The organism is Mycobacterium sp. 852014-52450_SCH5900713, assembly GCF_001667075.1.
GTDB lineage: Bacteria > Actinomycetota > Actinomycetes > Mycobacteriales > Mycobacteriaceae > Mycobacterium.
Genome location: NZ_LZIL01000035.1, coordinates 189,538 through 207,634 on the forward strand (window position 1 = coordinate 189,538; position 18,097 = coordinate 207,634).

Annotated in this window: 16 protein-coding genes and 1 tRNA gene; 9 read left to right on the forward strand and 8 right to left on the reverse strand. The window is 64.6% G+C overall.

The features are described from left to right. A complete protein-coding gene (locus A5773_RS10375) occupies positions 1 to 1,188 on the reverse strand; it encodes an amidohydrolase family protein (protein ID WP_066958494.1) in 1,188 nt (395 codons plus the stop codon). A 192-nt stretch (positions 1,189 to 1,380) separates the two neighbouring features. On the opposite strand from A5773_RS10375, the gene A5773_RS10380 reads away from it, so the two are divergent. After that, the gene (locus A5773_RS10380; RefSeq protein WP_066958492.1) at positions 1,381 to 2,175 is read left to right on the forward strand and encodes a TetR/AcrR family transcriptional regulator; all 795 of its coding nucleotides are present in this window, start codon (positions 1,381 to 1,383) and stop codon (positions 2,173 to 2,175) included. On the opposite strand, the gene A5773_RS10385 is transcribed toward A5773_RS10380, so the two are convergent. Continuing rightward, positions 2,164 to 3,324, reverse strand: coding sequence for an acyl-CoA dehydrogenase family protein (locus tag A5773_RS10385; protein ID WP_066958490.1), 1,161 nt, complete (start codon positions 3,322 to 3,324; stop codon positions 2,164 to 2,166). The genes A5773_RS10380 and A5773_RS10385 overlap by 12 nt on opposite strands. 103 nt (positions 3,325 to 3,427) lie before the next feature. Between A5773_RS10385 and A5773_RS10390 the strand changes: the two genes are divergently transcribed. Further along, complete coding sequence (locus A5773_RS10390) at positions 3,428 to 4,447, forward strand: acyl-CoA dehydrogenase family protein (RefSeq protein WP_066958488.1); 1,020 nt, start codon at positions 3,428 to 3,430, stop codon at positions 4,445 to 4,447. 5 nt (positions 4,448 to 4,452) lie between these two features. Here the strand turns inward: A5773_RS10390 and A5773_RS10395 are convergent, their stop codons facing one another. Further along, positions 4,453 to 5,364, reverse strand: coding sequence for an enoyl-CoA hydratase (locus A5773_RS10395; RefSeq protein WP_067261158.1), 912 nt, complete (start codon positions 5,362 to 5,364; stop codon positions 4,453 to 4,455). A 125-nt stretch (positions 5,365 to 5,489) separates the two neighbouring features. On the opposite strand from A5773_RS10395, the gene A5773_RS10400 reads away from it, so the two are divergent. From A5773_RS10400 to fadD4, 3 genes are read left to right on the forward strand one after another with little or no spacing between them, the layout of a single operon-like run. Beyond that, positions 5,490 to 6,575, forward strand: a complete 1,086-nt coding sequence (locus A5773_RS10400) for a dihydrodipicolinate reductase (RefSeq protein WP_082948169.1) — start codon at positions 5,490 to 5,492, stop codon at positions 6,573 to 6,575. 44 nt (positions 6,576 to 6,619) lie between these two features. Next, positions 6,620 to 7,231 (forward strand): nitroreductase family protein, encoded by a 612-nt coding sequence (locus A5773_RS10405; protein WP_067790843.1) that lies wholly within the window; start codon positions 6,620 to 6,622, stop codon positions 7,229 to 7,231. Positions 7,232 to 7,253: 22 nt separating this feature from the next. Next, the gene (fadD4, locus tag A5773_RS10410) at positions 7,254 to 8,774 is read left to right on the forward strand and encodes a fatty-acid--CoA ligase FadD4 (RefSeq protein WP_067790845.1); all 1,521 of its coding nucleotides are present in this window, start codon (positions 7,254 to 7,256) and stop codon (positions 8,772 to 8,774) included. Between the two features lie 537 nt (positions 8,775 to 9,311). On the opposite strand, the gene bcp is transcribed toward fadD4, so the two are convergent. Further along, entirely contained in the window at positions 9,312 to 9,785 is a 474-nt protein-coding gene (gene bcp / locus A5773_RS10415) for a thioredoxin-dependent thiol peroxidase (RefSeq protein WP_066958484.1), read from the reverse strand. A 98-nt stretch (positions 9,786 to 9,883) separates the two neighbouring features. On the opposite strand from bcp, the gene A5773_RS10420 reads away from it, so the two are divergent. After that, a complete protein-coding gene (locus tag A5773_RS10420) occupies positions 9,884 to 10,111 on the forward strand; it encodes a DUF3618 domain-containing protein (protein ID WP_066958681.1) in 228 nt (75 codons plus the stop codon). A 4-nt stretch (positions 10,112 to 10,115) separates the two neighbouring features. On the opposite strand, the gene A5773_RS10425 is transcribed toward A5773_RS10420, so the two are convergent. Together A5773_RS10425 and A5773_RS10430 are read right to left on the reverse strand one after the other, a co-directional pair. Continuing rightward, complete coding sequence (locus tag A5773_RS10425) at positions 10,116 to 11,858, reverse strand: DUF3556 domain-containing protein (protein ID WP_067261070.1); 1,743 nt, start codon at positions 11,856 to 11,858, stop codon at positions 10,116 to 10,118. A 119-nt stretch (positions 11,859 to 11,977) separates the two neighbouring features. Further along, positions 11,978 to 12,646: a hypothetical protein gene (locus A5773_RS10430; RefSeq protein WP_067790783.1), complete on the reverse strand. Its 669-nt coding sequence runs from the start codon at positions 12,644 to 12,646 to the stop codon at positions 11,978 to 11,980. Positions 12,647 to 12,843: 197 nt separating this feature from the next. Between A5773_RS10430 and A5773_RS10435 the strand changes: the two genes are divergently transcribed. Next, a complete protein-coding gene (locus A5773_RS10435; protein ID WP_067790785.1) occupies positions 12,844 to 13,386 on the forward strand; it encodes a TetR/AcrR family transcriptional regulator in 543 nt (180 codons plus the stop codon). Next, complete coding sequence (locus tag A5773_RS10440) at positions 13,383 to 14,966, forward strand: MFS transporter (RefSeq protein WP_082948170.1); 1,584 nt, start codon at positions 13,383 to 13,385, stop codon at positions 14,964 to 14,966. The genes A5773_RS10435 and A5773_RS10440 overlap by 4 nt, the downstream gene beginning before the upstream one ends. On the opposite strand, the gene A5773_RS10445 is transcribed toward A5773_RS10440, so the two are convergent. Further along, positions 14,870 to 16,195 carry an FAD-binding oxidoreductase gene (locus A5773_RS10445; protein WP_067790787.1) on the reverse strand — a complete coding sequence of 442 codons (1,326 nt, stop codon included), beginning with the start codon at positions 16,193 to 16,195 and terminating at the stop codon, positions 14,870 to 14,872. The two genes, A5773_RS10440 and A5773_RS10445, sit on opposite strands and share 97 nt — an antisense overlap. Positions 16,196 to 16,552: 357 nt before the next feature. On the opposite strand from A5773_RS10445, the gene A5773_RS10450 reads away from it, so the two are divergent. After that, positions 16,553 to 17,347 (forward strand): DUF4239 domain-containing protein, encoded by a 795-nt coding sequence (locus tag A5773_RS10450; RefSeq protein ID WP_232001827.1) that lies wholly within the window; start codon positions 16,553 to 16,555, stop codon positions 17,345 to 17,347. 517 nt (positions 17,348 to 17,864) lie between these two features. Here the strand turns inward: A5773_RS10450 and A5773_RS10455 are convergent. Further along, positions 17,865 to 17,940: transfer RNA gene (locus tag A5773_RS10455), tRNA-Lys, on the reverse strand. Positions 17,941 to 18,097: the final 157 nt, after the last annotated feature.

An 18,097-nucleotide genomic window follows, 5' to 3' on the forward strand; every position in this document is an offset into this window, starting at 1 on the left:
TTACACCATGCCGAAAAATGTTTTGGCGTTGGTGGAAAGCACCTTTCGCTTGGTCTCCTCGTCCAGACCCTCCGTCGCCTTATTGGCGACGTCCATGCTATGCGGCCAGTTGGTGTCGTTGTGCGGGTAGTCCGTCTCGAACATGAGCTGGTCCTCACCGACTAGGTCGAGGATGCGGAAGGCGACCGGATCGCCGAACGTGGAGAACCAGACGCGGCCGGGCACTTGAGTGCTCGGTGGTTCGGTCAGCAGGGGGTGGATCCCGCCCCACGCCCGCCGGTCCTCCCAGACCTCGTCGACGCGCTGCAGGTAGTAGGGGATCCAGCCCGCTTGCGCCTCGGCGAACGCCAGCTTGAGATTCGGGAATTGCCTGAGCTTGCCGGAGAACAGCCAGTCCACCATGGCAATGGTGCAGTTGACGGCCATCAGCGCGCTGGTGACGACGTGCGGCGAGTCGGGAGAGGACTTCGTCAGTGATGAACTTGACCCGATGTGGAGCATGATGCCCACCTGGTTTCGCTCGCACGCGGCGAAGAACGGGTCCCAGTAGCCGCTGTGAATGGACGGCAGGTCCAGACGTGCGGGCAGTTCGGAGAAGCACACTGCGTGCATGCCGCGGGCGGCCACCCTGTCCACCTCCTTCGCGGCCAGCTCGACGTCCCACAGGGGAATGATGCCAAGCGGGATCAGCCGACCGTTCGAACTGCCGCCCCACTCATCGATCTGAAAGTCGTTATAAGCCTCGACGCAGAGCTTGGCGAGCTCCTTGTCCTTGCCGTACAGGAAGCGTTGGCCGCAGAAGCGGACCAGCGTGTTGGGGAAGCATGCCGAAGCCTCGATGCCGGCGATGTCCATATCGGCGAGCCGGTCAGCCGGACGAAAGCAACCCGGTCGCATCTCGTCATAGGTGATCGGGTCGGTGGTGAGCTCGTCGAGTTCATAGCCGGCCGCCGCGCTGATGAGCGGGATCGGGATCACCGCATCCTCGTAGCGCCAGATATCCGCGTCGCGACCCTCGTCGTCCTCGACGAAAGCGACATCGGATGTGACAGTTGGATCCATCCGCCCGCGGGTACGAACGATCCGCGGTCCGATATCGCGATAGCGCTCGGGCAGCCGGCTGGTCCACAGATCGGCAGGCTCAACCAAATGGTCGTCTGGCGAGACAATTCGGATGTCTGTGCTCAACGCTGACTCCTTCGAGGGCTGGGGCCTGCACCTGCGAAACCCTGATTGCCAAAGACGAGAATCGCCGTTTCCACAGTACCGCATGGCCACACCTCCACCAGCCCGGCACCGCAACGCTCCAACGAACGGATCAACATGCCGGTGTAGGTAGATTGGGCGAATCTGGCTGGTAACGCGTATTCTCAACCCATCATGACCGCTAAGAAGCGCCCCGGACAGGGCACCGATGCCAGCCTAGAGATCGTCGACGCCCACCTCGACGAGATGCCGACGAGCTGGCAAGAGCGAACGATAGAGCGGCGTCTCTCCGCCGCCCGGGCCCGTGCGCTGGCACGAAGCTCGAGATTCCTTGCCACTGCGCTGGAGCTGGTCGAGGAGTCTGGGCGCGCCGATTTCACCATCCAGACTTTGATCGATCGCTCCAATCTGAGCCTGCGTGCGTTCTACCAACACTTCGCCGGCAAGGAAGAACTCCTGCTCGCGCTTTACGAGAACGCCACGAGTCAATTCATCGAAGCGATCCGCCATGAGGTTGACATGGCAGATGGCCCGATGGAACAACTCGAGGCGTTCTGTCGCGGATTCCTGTCCCGGGCGGAGTCGTCCGAGGCGATCGGCGGCCGGGTGATGACGATCTACAACCTTAGCCTGGAGATTGAGCGGCCTGCCGACTTCGCGAAGATCTGGGAACCGCACCAGAAGCTGCTCACGAAGATCCTCACCGCATGCTCGCGTGCCGGACTGATCCGAAAAGACTTGACACCAGCGCAGTTGACCACGCTGCTGAACTCGACGCTCATTGCACTCGCCCAAATAGGAGTGTTCCACCTGGGGGTCAAGGGCGCCGAGCTTGCCGAGGACCAGTTATGGGCCTGGTGCAAGCAAGCCCTCACACCCCCGGCAGATTCCGCCAAGCCGAAGACCGTGGCCGCTAAGACCGCGGCGAAGCGAAGCACGGCCCGCAAGCCTCGGAAGCTAACGGGGTAGGCCCAGTCCGCGCTGGGCGATGATAGAGCGCTGCACCTCGCTTGTGCCCGCATAGATTGTGGTGCCCAACGCGAACCGCATGAGGTATTCGAACCGGCCTCGCTCCGGGGCCGTCGGCTCGAAGTAGCTCCGCGCCGCGTCCGGCCCCACCAGCTCCATGATGTCCTGGCTGGCGCGCACCAGTGCTTCGGTGCTGAACACTTTGGACATCGGTCCCTCTGCTATCGGGGTCTGGTCGGTCTCGGTCATCCAGACGCACCGACGCAGGAGGAGCCGCGAAACTTCGTCTTCCATTGCCACCCTCGCGATTCGACGCCGCACATCGGTCTTGGCGAGCTGAAGCCTACCGTCGTCAGCTTCAGTGGTCGCGGCCCACTGCTCGACGTGCTGCAGCAGCCGAGAAAGATGCGGACCCCACCCGGATGCGTGCTCATCCTGCAGCGACAGCCCCATCACCTGCCAGCCGGCGTCGACATCGCCGACCCGCCACTCGTCTGAAACTCGGACGTCGCTGTAGAACGTGATGTTCGTGCGTTCGCCCGAAAGTGTCCATACTGCTTGAGCTTCGAATCCCTCGGAGTTGCGCGGGACGAGGAACATGGTGAGTCCCTTGTGCTTGGGCTTGTCGGGACTCGTGCGTGCCAGCAGGAACAGGTAGTCGGCGATGTGGCCGTTTGTGGTGAACATCTTGGAGCCGTTGATGACCCATTCGTCGCCCTCGCGCACGGCCTTTGTCGTCGCCGCCGCGACATCCGAGCCGCATTCGGGTTCGGTGAACCCAAGTGCAATCGTGATATCGCCCTTCATAGCACCGCCGAGAATGCGGTCCTTCATCTGCGGTGTACCAACTTCGCGGATGATCGACGCCACCATTCGAGTGGTCTCCGACAGGTACATGGGTGCTTCCGCTCGCATGAGTTCTTCTCGGAGGACCTGCTCGTCCCACGCATCGCGGTTCTGGCCGCCGAATTCGGTCGGCCAGCTCGGGGCGAAATAACCTTCGTCTACCAGCCCCTTGGCGAAATCGTCGTCATGTGAAACGCCGCTGCGGTAGATCCGCTCCTCTGACTCGGGTGTCATCACTTTCGCAAGGTAGCCGCGAACTCCGTCGCGGTATGCCTCGGTGTTGGTGTCGAGCTGAAAGTGCATGGATCAGAACCAATCTGTCTCACAGTGGGCAGGGGCGGCCCGCGGCGATAATGCTACTCTCATTTGTGAGAGTAACGATATCCGCACGTGACGGGACCTGAGCGTGGACTTGAGCCTTTCCGGCGAACAGCGCCAGCTCGTCGACTCGTTTGCCGCGATGTATGCGCGCGAGTCGACGTCTGAGCGCGTCCGGGCCGCGGAGCCCTTGGGTTTCGATTCCCGGTTGTGGAAAGCACTGCTAGAGACTGGTGCTGTGCAGATGGCCGTCGGCGAAGCCGCCGACGGGTGGGGTGCATCCGAACTCGAATTGGCCTTGATCGCTGAGCAGTACGGTCGGGCGGTCGCCTCCGCCCCGGTCATCGAGACCCAAGTCGCAGCCAGGCTGCTCGCCAGATCAGGTGATACCGGCGCTGATCTGCTGGCTGAAGCGATCGCGGGTGACAAGCTGGTCAGCTTTGCGCCGCGCGTCGCACGGGACCACCTACTGGGCCTCGCACCCGCCGGGGCCGTCGCGGACAGGGTGGTGGCGCTTGTGGGCGAGCGTCTGATCGCGTTGGCGCTCGGGGAGAACCGTCGACTCGTGCAGAACATCGGGTCGCTTCCCCTGGCCGATATCACGGTCGAGGACGACGTCGTCGTTCTTGCCGAGGGAGTCGCTGCACGGCGGATGTTCTCCGATGCACTTGATCTGTGGCTCGCCCTGACCGCTTCGGCGCTCGCCGGCGCGGCGAAGAAGGCCGTCGAACTGGGTGTGCAGTACGCCAAGCAACGACGCGCATTCGGGAACCCCATCGGATCCTTTCAGGCGGTGTCTCATCCGTTGGCGGACAGTGCCACTGCGGCCGATGGTGCGCTGTTGCTGGCGCGCGAGGCGGCGTGCGCGTTCACCGACGAGCCGGGGCGCGTAACCGAGCTGGCAGCTATGGCATTCGCATTCGCATACGAGACTGCCCGCGACGCGACACAGCGCAGCCTGCATATCCATGGGGGATACGGATTCAGCATGGAAGGTGACATCCAGCTGTACTACCGCCGGGTCCGGGGTTGGGCGATGGTGTACGGCGAATCGGCCGTCGCCCTCGACCGCGTCGCCAACGCCCGCTACGGAGCCGTGGTGAACTGAACCGGCTATTTCGCCTCGGCTCGGACTCGGTCTTTGACCGACAGGACAATCGGGGGAGCGGTTCGCCAATCCGGCACCCCCTGCTCCTCGCCGGCGACGGCACGCTTGTCATCCCGTACGCCGACCCAGTGCGAGTGGTTCAGCTGGTGCAGGGAGAAGCAGGACTGCAGGGCGTTGTAAAAGCCCATGTTGTCCACGGACTGATTGACCGACTCCTTGATGAGCAGAGCGGCCATCGTCGGCACCGTGGCGATGCGCCGGGCCATTTCGAGTGTGCGGTCGGATAGCTCCTCTCTTTTGAAGATCTTGCTGACCATGCCAAGTCGGTAAGCCTCCTCGATGTCGATCGCATCGCCGGTCAGCATCAGTTCCTTGGTACGGCGGGGGCCGAACTCCCAGGGGTGGCCGAAGTACTCCATGCCGCACATACCGAGCCGGGTACCGACGACATCCGCGAAGCGCACCTCTTCACTTCCCACGATCAAATCGCACGCCCAGATCAGCATCAGTCCCGCAGAGAACACGTCTCCGTGGACCTGCGCGATCGTGATCTTGCGCAGGTTTCGCCAGCGCAGGTTGTTCTGGAAGAAGTAATGCCACTCCTGCAGCATGATCTTCTCCGCGCCCTCCCGGGTCCCGCCGTTGATAGCCGCTGTCGGGTGCTGGCCCGGTCCAGGAGTGAACTCGGCACGGGCCTGCTTGGAGCCGATGTCATGGCCAGAGGAGAACATGGGCCCCTCGCCGGCGAGGATGACGACGCGGACGTTGTCGTCAGCCTCAGCGCGCGAGAAGGCCGCGTCGAGTTCGACCAACATGCCGCGGTTTTGCGCGTTGCGCTGCTCCGGACGGTTCAACGAGATTCGGACGATCTGGCCATCGTCGAACGTCTCCCACTTCAAGAACTCGTAATCCTGCATGGTCTCCTCCATGGTTCTTGGCATGCGGCAATGGTGTTATCAATATCTGAGAAGGTATGTTCTCACAGGTTGGGCGGGGCCAACCGGGAAGGGCGCGCATGACGGACTGCCAAGCTAAGCCGCGGGTGATTCTGTGGGGTCCCGGTCAAGTGGGGATCGGCGCGTTACGCGCGGTGATCGCGCATCCGGGATTGGACCTCGTCGGCGTGGTCGTGCACGCCGAGGCCAAGGACGCCAAGGATGCGGGCGATCTGTGCGGGATGCCCGTGACGGGCGTCATCGCGACCCGCGACATCGATGCCGCACTGGCTCTTGACGCCGACGTGGTCGCCTACTTCGCGTCGGGGGACTACCGGTATCACGACGCAGCCCAGGACATCGCGCGTTGCCTGCGCGCCGGGAAGAACGTCGTATGTACCTCGCTGGTGCCGCTGTGTTATCCGCCCGCCGCTGACAAGCAGACAGTCGATCTCATTTCGGCGGCGTGCGCGGACGGCGGCACGAGTTTCTTCAACAGTGGCGTGGATCCCGGCTGGGCCAACGATGTCATGGCGTTGACCATGACGGGATTCAGCAGCCGCGTCGACACCATCACCATGCTCGAGATACTCGACTACGGCCCCATCGACCAACCAGAAATCATGTTCGACTTCATGGGATTCGGCCACCCGCCAGACCATCCGGCGCCGCTGTTCGACACCGCGCGCCTGGCCGCGTTGTGGGCGCCGATCGTACATTTAGTTGCCGATGGCGTCGGCTTGCCGCTCGATCGCGTCGACACAACCATCGAAAAGTGGTTGGCGACAGAGCGTTACGAAGTCGCATCGGGCTGGGTTGAGCCGGGGACGATGGGCGGAATGCGGTTCAAGCTCGCAGGAAAGGTCGACGGTGAGGAGCGGGTGGTGCTCGAGCACATCACCCGCATGGGCGAAGGGTCGGCTCCCGAGTGGCCGCGGCATCCGTCGCCGCACGGTGGTTACCGCGTCATCGTCGATGGTCTACCCACGTACACGGTCGACATTGAGATGCACGGACGGGGAAACAATATGCGGGGTTTGACGTATGCGACGGTGATGCGGGAACTCAATGCGATTCCGGCGGTCATCGCAGCCCCACCGGGTCTCTTGTCGACGCTGGATCTACCGGTTATTACCGGCCCGGTCCGCGGCGGGACTTGGCGAGGCGTGCTGCCCGCGGCGGCGAAGCCGTGAGCGAGCACGCGGTCCCGCGGACATCGGCGGACCTGTGGGAGGTCATGCACACCGCGTCGACCGTACGGCGCTATCGCGACGAGCCCGTCTCCGACGAGCTGATCGACACATGTCTACGCGCGGCGAGCTGGGCTCCGTCGGGAGGCAATCAGCAGCCGTGGAAGTTTGTCGTGCTGCGATCGCAGAGCTTGCGTGACGTGGTCACGGCCGGGGCCCACAAGACGTGGGACGTGATGACCGAGTTTTATTCGATCTCGATTGACGATCACGACGCTGACGACCCCAAATCGCGCGTACTGCGAACAATGGCCGAACACATGAGAGTTGGTGGCGCGGCGCCCGTGCTGGTGCTGTTCTGTGTCCAGCCGCAGCGAGGAACCACCGAACTACAGCAGGGGGGCTCAATCTTTCCTGCTGTGCAGAACTTCCTCCTGGCCGCCCGCGCGCAAGGACTTGGCGCGGCGATCACACTGTGGCACGGGTCCTGCGAGGACGAGCTGCGCTCGATGGTCGGAATTCCTGACGACTGGAAGATCGCGTCACTGCTGACGGTGGGCTGGCCGCGCGGCCGACACCACACCGTGCGCCGCAAGCCGCTATCGGAGGTGGCGACGATAGATCGCTGGGACTCGTCCTGGCAGCTGGGGAGCGAATGACGTGCGCTCAAGCGACGCCCGCATAGACCTGCGCGATCACGCCGCGTCCACGAAACGCGCTGTGATACTTCACCCGTCTGGGGTGACGGTGCGGTTCGGCGAACTCGAGGTCAGCGCAAATCGGCTGGCCCATTATTTGCGCCGACAAGGTCTCGCGGCAGGGGACACGATCGCCGTCGTGATGGAGAACAACGAACACATACACGCCGTGATGTGGGCTGCGAGGAGAAGCGGTCTGTACTACACGCTGATCAATACGCAACTGCGCGCTGCCGAAATTTCCTTCGTTGTGGGCGACAGCGGCGCGAAGGCGATCATTTCGTCAGTGGCGATGCGCGCTGTGTGCCAACAGCTGTCGGAATCACTCCCGCGTGGATTGCCATCCGTGGCGCTTATCGCCGACGGTGAACTAGAAGGGTGGCGACGCTATCCGGACTGCGTGGCCGCCATGCCAGCGGCGCCCATTGGAGATGAATGCGATGGGCAGCTTCTCCAGTACTCAGCCGGAAGTACCGGACGCCCAAAGGGAATCCGGCGCCCATTGAAGCCCGCCAGCTCTGTTCGATCGAGTCTTTCGACGCCCGTCTTCGAAGCGCTCGGGGTGACAAGCGATTCCGTGTACATGAGTCCGGCACCGACGTATCACACCGCACCGGCGATGTGGACGATGGCTGCCCAGGCCGCTGGCGCAACCACGGTCATGATGGAAACGTTCGACGCCGAGGGCGCGCTGGACTGCATCGAGCGGTACGGCGTCACCCATGCGCAGTTCGTCCCGACGATGTTCGTCAGGATGCTCCGGCTCCCCAGGGCGACGCGAATGCGGTTCGACCTGTCGACCCTTCAGCGTGTGGTCCATGCCGCCGCGCCGTGTCCACCCGAGATCAAGCGGCAGATGATCGATTGGTGGGGTCCGATCGTCGATGAGTACTACGGGTCCTCAGAAGGCGCGGGAATCTCATTCATCCGCGCCGAAGACTGGCTCCGCCACCCCGGTTCGGTTGGCAAGCCAATGCTGGGAGTGCCGCACATCCTCGACGAGAACGGCAACGAGGTCGCAGAGGGGCAGGTCGGCGACATCTATTACGAAGGCGGCTATCCGTTCGAATACCTCAACGATGCAGAGAAGACCGCTGCGGCCCGCAATTCAAAGGGCTGGGTGACCGTGGGCGACGTTGGTTACCTGGACGACGACGGCTACCTGTACCTCACTGACCGTCGTCATCACATGATCATCTCGGGAGGCGTCAACATCTATCCGCAGGAAACCGAGGATGTGCTGGTGTGCCATCCGCTGGTTGTCGACGCCGCGGTGTTCGGCGTACCGGACGAGGTGATGGGGCAGTCGGTCGTGGCGGTAGTTCAACTAGTCGATCCGACGCGGGCCACACCACAGTTCGCCGACGAGTTGACCGAGTGGCTCCGAAGTCGGCTGGCTCGTTACAAGTGTCCGCGATCGCTGTACTTCGAACCACGGTTGCCGCGCAGCGACGCCGGGAAGTTGTACAAACAGGAGCTGATTAGCAAGTACTCACGGCGTTAAGCTCGGCCGGCCTGACTTCGGCGAGCGAATGAGGCGATGGCGGTTTCTAGTTGGCGATGCGCTGATCACGAATCACGCCCGAGGCAGCCGACGACCCGCGAACTGCCCGGGACGACGGTGGTGATTGGCACGGCGGATGCTGGCCCGGGCGTGGTGCGGAAGCGACCCGCCACCTGAGATACGATCGAGTGCACCCCGACACAGCCTTATCGTCGCTTCGGGGGTGTCGGCCACGGAGTCCCAATCCTCGATGAATGCCGCGTGCTCATCCCGGTGACATACCAATGACTTGGCCAGCGTCGGCGTGGGCGCTCTTGGCCGGCACTTGGGTAGTGCCACCCTCACGGGTACCCGCTGTCGCGCCTGCGGCGATGGTGGAGCTACGCGTGGCCGTCACGCCGAGCCCTTTCTCGCTGTTGAGTTCAGCAATGCGCGACGTGCGCCAACTGAGCGCATAGTTCGCGGGGTGCGTAACCGTCACGCCTGCAACGGTTCCGCCAACGCCGACGATCGCTCCCCAGCCAGGGGTGTAGAACACTAGATCGACAAGTCGCGGCGAAGCTTGGCCACATGCCCTGTGGCCTTGACGTTGTATTGGGCGACCTCGATCTTGCCCTTCTCGTCGACCACGAAGGTCGAACGGATCACGCCCTGCACGGTCTTGCCGTACATCTGTTTCTCGCCGTAGGCGCCCCAGGCCGTCAGCACCTTGCGGTCGGGATCCGACAGCAGCGGGAACGTCAGCTTTTCGGCGTCGCGGAACTTGGCGAGCTTCTCCGGCTTGTCGGGGGAGATGCCGATGACGTCGAGGCCGGCGTCGCTGAGTTCGTGCAGGTTGTCGCGGAAGTCGCAGGCCTGCTTGGTGCAGCCGGGAGTCGAGGCCGCGGGGTAGAAGTACACGATGACGCGCCGCCCCTTGTAATCGGCCAGCGACACTTGGTTCCCGTCGGCGTCGGGCAGACTGAAGGTGGGCGCTTTACCGCCCGGCGCAAGCCGCGTGCTATCGGCCAATTTCTGGGCCCCTTTCTGTTCACCGGAGCGTTGGGGTTATCACCAGCTGATCTAGGGTAGTGCCTCAGGTGCATCAGGCCGACTGGGAGGACAGACACGTGGCGGACCGGGACCCCGAGGCCATCAAGCGCGACATCGACGTCGCCCGCGACCAGCTGGCGGCCACCGTCGACTCGCTCGCTGTGCGGGCCAACCCCCGCCGCCTCGCCGACGACCTGAAGGCGAAGGCGGTCGAGTTCGTCAAGAAGCCCGCGGTGGCGGTGTCACTGGCCGGCGTCGGTGTCCTCGTCGTCGTGGTTGTGGTGCACCGGGTGCGCAACCGCTGACGCGTCACGCCATGCCGGCACCTGTGCCGCTCTGCACGTGCACCGGAATGTCGTCGGCCCAGGGCTGCGTCGTGACCATGTCCTCGACGTCGACATAGCCGCGCTCGAATTCGCCGGTCGCCGCGTCGACGAGCCGGTACTCCTGCCGCTGGATGTGGATGGGCTGCGCGTCGAGGATGACCACCCGCACGTCGCCCGGCTGGAAATTGCACCGCTGCTGTAGCGCCTCGATGAGGCATTCGTTGTGCATGTGCCCGTCGCCGAAGTTCCACCCGAGCACCATCGAGCACAGCACCTCGCCCTCGCAGAGGTTGTAGTCGTCCTCGTCGTAGCCGGCCAGCGCGCGGTGCACCAGGGTGAACAGCGCGCGCCCGTGGGTGTTCATCCCGCGGAACGCCATGGCCAGGTGAAGCGGGACCAGGGTGTCCTCTTTGGAGCCGTAGAGGCGCTCGAGCTGCAGGTGTTGCATCGGCCCGAGCGCGCGCGAGCCGGTGCGGAACTTCTCGTCGACCGACGGCTTGACGCACCACACGGTGGTGTCCCAGTTGCCCGCGTAGTACCGCATGCCCGGCAGGAAGGACACCTTGCGCGGGTAGAGGTTGCCGACGACGACGATGCCGGCGATGACCACGAACAGGATCGCCACCGGCAACGGGTTGGCCAGGTCGGACAGGCCGAGGCGGGCATGCGCGACGAACAGCGACAGCACCCCGAAGATCATGAAGACGTTCCACTCCAAGGGGACACCCATCGGGAAGGCCAGCAGGATGTTCAGGTGGAAGACGATCATCACGAATGCGGCGATCGCTGTCGGCCAGCCGCCGTGGGAGAAGAGCAGGACCAGCGGCACCAGGCCTTCCACGGCGGTGGAGAAATGGGCGATGAAACCCGCCAGCGCGCTGGGCCGCAGGTCGTCCGGATAGTGCTTGAACATCGACCGTTTCAGCGGACCAGACGGGATGAACGGGTTGTTCGCGAGCATCGTCGAAATCACGAACGGGAAGTGCCGGTTGAGTTTTGAGGTGGCGGCCCCCAGCCAGATCACCATGAAGACCACCTTGGCCCCGATGATGGAGTCCGCCCCGGCGAACAGGAAGGCGAGCGCCAGCGGCGCGTAGACCTCGCCACGCGCGGCCAGGAAGATCACCTTGTCGCGCAGCCCGACGACGGCCAGGACCGCCAGGATCGCGACGGTGTGCCAGGGCGCCAGCACGCCAATCTCGGTGTGCAAGGCGGGGATTGGGCCGGTGCCGTCGGACACGAGCGCGATGGCAAGCAACACCAGCAGCGCGGCGTAGAGCACCGCGTCGATGGGGCCGCGGACGCTGCCCTTGGTCAACGGCACCCGATCGGGCCACGGCGGCAACCGGATGGTGCCGGGCCGCAGCCAGTACAGGATCGATCCCATCGGCGGGAAGTAGCGGCCGGCCAGCGGCCCGAAGCAACAACCCAGGCCGATGACTTCGAACAGCATCGTGTACAGCACGGCCTTCTCGAAGACGATCGGTTCCGACCACCACGCCGCGACGCCGGTAAAGCTGCCGATGCCGGTCGTGCACCACCCGAACACCCAGCCGCCCAGGATGTACAGCGCGATCTTCACGCCGTACATCACATGCATCACCAGCGGGGTGCCGAAACCGTTCTCGGCGATGTGGCGCACCATCGGCACGATCCGCTGGGCGCGGCTCTGCTTGCTCCATTCGGCCACGTCGACCACGGGCAGATTCGGCTGGATGAACCCCATTGCAGCTCCTTCGCCACGGCTCGATTCCAGGGGCACTCGCTGTGAAGAGAAGCTACCTGCAGGATCATCCGTGCGGCAGGCAATTTACGTCGAACAGGTCGGGACGGGCCCGACGCGCGTCACGTGTCTATGCCGTAGCCACCGCGCAGGTCCGTGTGGGCGGCTTTCAACAACCGGTTGCACAGCACCACCAGCGCGTCGACGTCAAGATCCGACTCATCGCCGAGTTGCTTGAGAAACGTTGCTTCTTCGTCCTTCAGCGCGGTCCACTTTCGCTTCCGTTCGACCATCGCCTCATCGCTATTTGGTAGGACGTCGACGGTGGTCTGGAGTTGCTCCTTGCACGCATCCAGCTGCGACAGCGAGTAGCCGTGCTCGCGGAATTGGCGGTCCCATTCGTCGAGGATCAGTTCGGTGAGGTCACGAACCGGTTCTGCGGCGTAGATCATCAGCTCGGCAACTCCGTCGTCGAGACCCAGCCGTGCGCGGAATTCGTACAACTCTCTGGTGGCCTCCGCCCGCCTTCGGCTGATGGTCTCTTCGGTGACTTCGGCGCCCACGAGGGGCTCCGCGCCGCGTTTGAGGTGAAGGGTTGCCGAGATGAGAAGCTTCAGCACCGCTTTCTTGTCCTCGCCGGCCCGCTTCTCGTAGTCGAGCACCAGCGCGTGGTCTCGATCCTCTCGCTTAGTTCGGGCGTCGATACGCTTCGTCCAGACCGCCACCGTCGCAGTCGACAAGACGGACGCGACCGGCACCAGAGTGGTCGTGAGCACCGTCTCCCAGCTCACGGCGCTACTGCCCCTCTTCGCGGCGCTCGCGCTGACGCGCTTCTCCGAGTGTGCATCCGGACGTCCTCATTGCCACGTGGCTCAGTGTGCCTGACTGGACAGCGGTACACGGGGGTTTGCCGCCGCCACCGCGGCGCTGTTACCGGGGGCCTAACGAGGTTAAGACATAATTGTCTCATCTGAGATATATTTGTCTCATGGCTCCCGATCGTGAACAGATGTTGCTTGCCGCCGCGGATTTCCTCGGTCGGCGTCCCAACGCAACGCAGGACGAGATCGCCGCGGCGGTCGGCGTCAGCCGGGCGACCCTGCATCGTTACTTCGCCGGGCGGAGCGCCCTCCTCGAGGCACTGGACCAACTCGCGGTGGCGCAGATGCGTGGGGCCCTGAGGGCCGCTCGCTGGCAGGAGGGCTCGGCCACAGAAGCGTTGCAGCGCTTGGTGACCGCGTGCGAACCCGTGTCCGGATATCTCACCTTTCTCTGCACCCAGAGTCAGGGATTCGACGCCGATCGGGTGCAGGAAGGGTGGGCGGAGATCGACGCCGAGATCAGGGCAATGTTCGAGCGCGGCCAGCGAGAAGGCGAATTCCGTCCCGATCTCAGTGCCGTCTGGTTGACCGAGGCGTTCTACGACCTTGTCGCGGGCGCGGGGTGGGTTATCCAGGCCGGACGGGCCGCGCGCCGCGACTTCACCCCGATGATCACCGACCTGCTGCTACACGGGGTGAGCCGGTCATGACACGGGGTTGGTTGGCGCTCGGGGTGCTGAGCCTCGGAGTGCTGGTGATCGGCGTCGACGGCACGGTACTGGCCGTCGCCGCCCCACAGATAATCACCGATCTCGGGGCGACGGCGACGCAGGTCTTGTGGATCGGCGATATTTACTCCTTCGTGCTGGCGGGTCTGCTTATCACGATGGGCAGCCTCGGCGACCGTATCGGCCACAAGAAGCTGTTGCTCTGCAGCGCAACGGCATTCGCTTTCATGTCGGCGGCGACGGCATATGCGCCGAACGCCATGGCGCTGATCGGCGCGCGGGCGCTGCTGGGCGTGGCGGGGGCGGTGTTGGCACCGTCGACCCTGGCGTTGATCCGCGGCCTGTTTCCCCAGCCACGGCAACGCAGCGTGGCAGTGGGTGTGTGGGCCGCCATGTTCTCGGCGGGTACCGCACTGGGCCCCGTGACGGGTGGGCTACTCCTGGAGCACTTCTGGTGGGGCTCAGTGTTTCTGATCAACATCCCGGTGATGCTCATGCTCCTTGTCGGCGGCATCGTCTTGTTACCGGAACAGCGCGACCCTACGCCGGGGCCGTGGGACCTGCCCAGCGTCGCGCTGGCGCTCGTCGGCATGCTTGCCCTCGTCTATGCCGGCAAGGAAGGCGCCACCAACGGGCTTGGGGCGCAAGTGGCAGCGGTCGGTGTTGTCGGCGCGGGGGCGCTGACGGTGTTCGTCCGGCGGCAGCTCCGGCTGAGCACACCGTTGATCGACGTACGGCTTTTCGCCAATCGCGCGTTTTCGGGTGTCGTCGCCGCTAATTTGCTTTCCGTGCTTGGCCTTTCGGGCCTGGTGTTCTTCCTGTCGCAATTCTTTCAACTGGTTCAGGGATACAGCCCGCTGAGGGCCGGGATGGCCGAACTGCCCGCCGCGGGCGCCGCGACCGTGTTCGGCCTGTTGGCCGGTGTCGCCGTGCGTCACTGGTCGCAGCGCGCGGTCCTCGCGACCGGGCTGGCGTTGGTCGGTGGCGCGATGGCGTCGCTGATACTGATCAGCCCGTCCACCGGCTACCCGCGGCTCGGCACCGCACTCTTTGTCGTCGGCGTCGGCCTCGGGCTGGCTTTCACCGCGGCGAGCGACGTCGTCATCGCCAGCGTCACGCCGGACCGAGCAGGCGCGGCAGCGGCGGTCTCGGAAACCGCCTACGAACTCGGCGCGGCGCTCGGCATCGCGGCACTTGGCTCCATCGTCACCGCGGTCTACCGCGGGCTGGAAATTCCGTCCGGCACCGCGGATGCCGTGGCGTCGCAAGCGCGGAATTCGCTTGCCGCTGCGACCGTGGTTGCGCACAGCCTGCCTGCCGAGAAGGCACGAGGCTTGTTGACCGCCGCCGAGGCCGCATTCACCGACGGGCTGGCCATCGCCGCGGGGGTCGGCTCGGCGCTGCTGCTCGCGTCGGCGGTGGCAGTGTGGGTGCTGCTCGAGCCAATTCCGACGCGACAACCGGGTCAGCCGGCGGGAGGCACGCTCTGCTCGAAGCAGAAAACGTTCGACGGGTCGTACTTGGCTTTGACTTCGCGTAGCCGTTCGCAGTTGGAGCCGTAATACTCACGCTCCCAGTCGGATGCGGGCGCATTGGGCACATTGACGTAGGCGCCGTCGCCGAAGGGCCGCAGTGCGCGCCAGAAGTCGACCGCCCAGCCCAGAGCCTTCGAGTTCAGCGCGGGGTCGTCCCAGGCCGCGCCGGGCTCGCAGTAGAACAGCGCGTCACGGTGCGGGAACGCCGACCCGCCCGGCGGGGCGTGGCGCACCGCTCCGCCGAAGCTCGAACAGAAGAAATTGCTCGGCGCGCTGGGTGTGTCCGCCATGAAGCGAACCACCAGATCAATCGCCTCGTCGGGGAATGGGCGAGTGACGAACTGAGAGTAGAACTTCCAGAACGGGAGATCCGCCGCCCTGTCGATATTTCCGTAGATGGTCGGCCAGGCCTCGTTTGTGTAGGTCACCTCGGGCTTGCCGATCGCCAGTAGCGAACGCAGCTCGGCGTCCAGTTCTTCGCGTGAGCCACCGTGCATCACCGCCGAGAGCTCGACCACGGCGGAGTCCGCCTCGAGCGCACTGGTCAGGCGCTCGTCGGCGATCGGCGCCTCACGCTGCCACGTGCGAAGTATCGCGCCCAGATCGTCGAGACCGGTCCACCTGACAATCGCGAAGTCGACCCGCGAGAGCTCGTGCAGCTTCAGCGTGTAGGACGTGGCGATCCCGAAGTTGCCGCCGCCTCCGCCACGGCACGCCCACAGCAGGTCGGCGTTGCTGTGTTCGGAGGCTTCGACAACCTTCGCCGAGCGCGGGCCGTCGGCCACTACCATCTCGGCCGCGAGCAGGTTGTCGGACGCCAATCCCAAACTGCGCGTGAGCAATCCGAAGCCCCCGCCGAGAACCACGCCGCCGAGCCCGACACCCCCCTCGGAGCCGGTCGGAATGACGAAGCCGCGCTGCCCGAGAGCCGGGACGATCTCCTTCTGCGTGAGTCCGGTGCCGACCGTCGCCGTGCGCGCCGTCTCATCGATCGTGACGCTCTTCATGCGACTGACGTCGACAACCAGGCCGCCGTCGATCGAGGACCAGCCATCGAGGCTGTGGCGCCCGCTGCGGGCACGCAGGGCTACGCCCTCCTCGCGCGCCCACCCGACCGCGTTGACCACGTCCTGTGTGCTGGCGCAGAACACGATTGCCTCGGGATAGCGCGAATACAGACGATTCCAGCCCACCCGTGCTGCCTCGTAGCCGGGATCGCCCGCGCGCACCACGTCGCCCGTCAGCTTGCTGGTCATTCGGTCACTCCTGAACTCGCTGCGAAGGGATCGGCGTCTGAGGGCTCGCGGTCTCCAGCACGCCGCGCCGCGACGATCAAGCAGGCGGGCGATCAGGTTAGGACGCGTCCCGCTCAGGGCGCCTTCGAAGGTTTTGCCCCGTACGCCGCGTCACCTTCCATTGCGGGGCCACCACGGACCCTAGGCGTCCGGACGGATTGTTTTCAGCAAACTCCCGAAACCGGGCAGAATGTGCGAAGTGGACGTCGCGCCGCGGACATGCGCCTAGAGTCGAACGGCCGGCCGCGGATCCACGACCGGCCCAATTTTTGCATTCCCGCCTGGTTTTCGGGGTGATGCTCTCGAGGAGTGTGGCTTGTGAGTGGTTGGATCGTGAGCAATGTCCCGTCGTGGGTGCTGTTAGTCGGGCTCAACGTCCTCATCGCGGGCGCAGCGGTGCTCGTCCTGGCGTATGTCCGGCATCGATTCCCCGGCCTGAGGGGGGACGAGCGCAGCGAGGTCACGCAGTTCGCCTTCTTGCTGGTCGGGTTCGTCTACGCGTTTTTCACAGGGTTCATCGTTACCGCGATGTGGGGTCAGAACAATAATGCGGACGACGCGATGCGGGCCGAGGGCACGACGGGGGTGCAGATGGCCAACGACCTCACCGTGTTCGATAAGGCCGACAGCGACCGAGTCCGCCAGGCGCTGCTGGACTATGAACGCGCGGCCGTAACTGAGTGGCCGATGGTCGCGAACGGCCACGCCTATCCCACGGCCGGCCAGGCACTGCAGCGCCTTCGCGCCGCATATGAGGGAGTTCAGCCGCGCACCGATACCCAAAAGGCTTCTCTCGCTGCGTCGTTCGACTCCCTTGAGAAGATCAGTCAGGCACGCACAGACCGGCTGATCCGGGCGCGCACTGCAAACGGGCTGCCCCCGTCGATGTGGATAGTCTTCTTCCTGCTCAGCGGGCTGGTCCTTGGCTGCGTCATCGTCTACAGCGTCGAGAACCCCACCATTCACTACGCGTTGGTCGCGACGGTGGCCGTGCTGCTGGCCACCGACCTGTTCCTCGTCTTGGAACTCGCCCACCCGTATATTGGCGACACTGCGACGTCGCCGGAGCCCCTGAACGCGGTCATCCAGGCCCTCTCGGCCCCACCGGCGTAGTCGACATGCATGGACCGGGCTGAACACGCCGTCCCGGCACCAGCCCGCGTGATGCAGATACCGCCACAGGGTTTCTCCGCTGTGGCATGCTGCACGTTGTTGGCGCTCTGATTGTCTTAATGCGCCCAAATCTCGTCATCGGCAAGAAGCGCGGCAAGCTAGCCCGTTTGGTCGGGTTCCCTCTAGGTCACACCGCGTCGACCGCATGTCGACATCGCCCTCGGGAGGTATGTATGTCCGTTCTGCGGTCAACCCAGCGCGCCGCGTTCGCGCTGGTCGCTCTGGCGGCGGTGGCGACGGTGGCCGGCGGGTGCCGTAGCGAACCCAAAGCCAGCCCCGACCCGACCCCCACAAGCAACGCCCCACGAAACTGCGCCGCCTTGTATAACGGGGACCCCCAAAACCCCGATTGGAGACGATGCATGGGAATGCCGTCCGACTGAGGTCGATTGGCGCTGCCCCCATCCCGCCTGCGGCGGGTACGACGGGAGAACTATCCCTGTCCTCGGGTTATGGGTGGTGCGCCGTCAGGGTTTCGAACCCCGGACCCGCTGATTAAGAGTCAGCTGCTCTACCAACTGAGCTAACGGCGCTTTCGACGGCCGAGACCGCGTACGCGACAATAACAGGCGTCCTGCCGCGGAGTGAAATTCTCAGAATCCTCTCCAGCGTAGCCACCGGGGGATGGTAGGCCCCGCCCGGACGCCGCGGTGACCTCGATCGACGAAATGGCCTGCAGTGCAGCGCACT

Excerpts from the sequence above, each read along its gene's own strand:
- A5773_RS10380 (WP_066958492.1), top strand. The coding sequence starts at position 1,381 with ATGACCGCTAAGAAGCGCCCCGGACAGGGCACCGATGCCAGCCTAGAG.
- A5773_RS10385 (WP_066958490.1), bottom strand. The coding sequence starts at position 3,324 with ATGCACTTTCAGCTCGACACCAACACCGAGGCATACCGCGACGGAGTT.
- A5773_RS10395 (WP_067261158.1), bottom strand. The coding sequence starts at position 5,364 with ATGCAGGATTACGAGTTCTTGAAGTGGGAGACGTTCGACGATGGCCAG.
- A5773_RS10405 (WP_067790843.1), top strand. The coding sequence starts at position 6,620 with ATGCACACCGCGTCGACCGTACGGCGCTATCGCGACGAGCCCGTCTCC.
- A5773_RS10425 (WP_067261070.1), bottom strand. The coding sequence starts at position 11,858 with ATGGGGTTCATCCAGCCGAATCTGCCCGTGGTCGACGTGGCCGAATGG.
- A5773_RS10435 (WP_067790785.1), top strand. The coding sequence starts at position 12,844 with ATGGCTCCCGATCGTGAACAGATGTTGCTTGCCGCCGCGGATTTCCTC.
- A5773_RS10440 (WP_082948170.1), top strand. The coding sequence starts at position 13,383 with ATGACACGGGGTTGGTTGGCGCTCGGGGTGCTGAGCCTCGGAGTGCTG.
- A5773_RS10445 (WP_067790787.1), bottom strand. The coding sequence starts at position 16,195 with ATGACCAGCAAGCTGACGGGCGACGTGGTGCGCGCGGGCGATCCCGGC.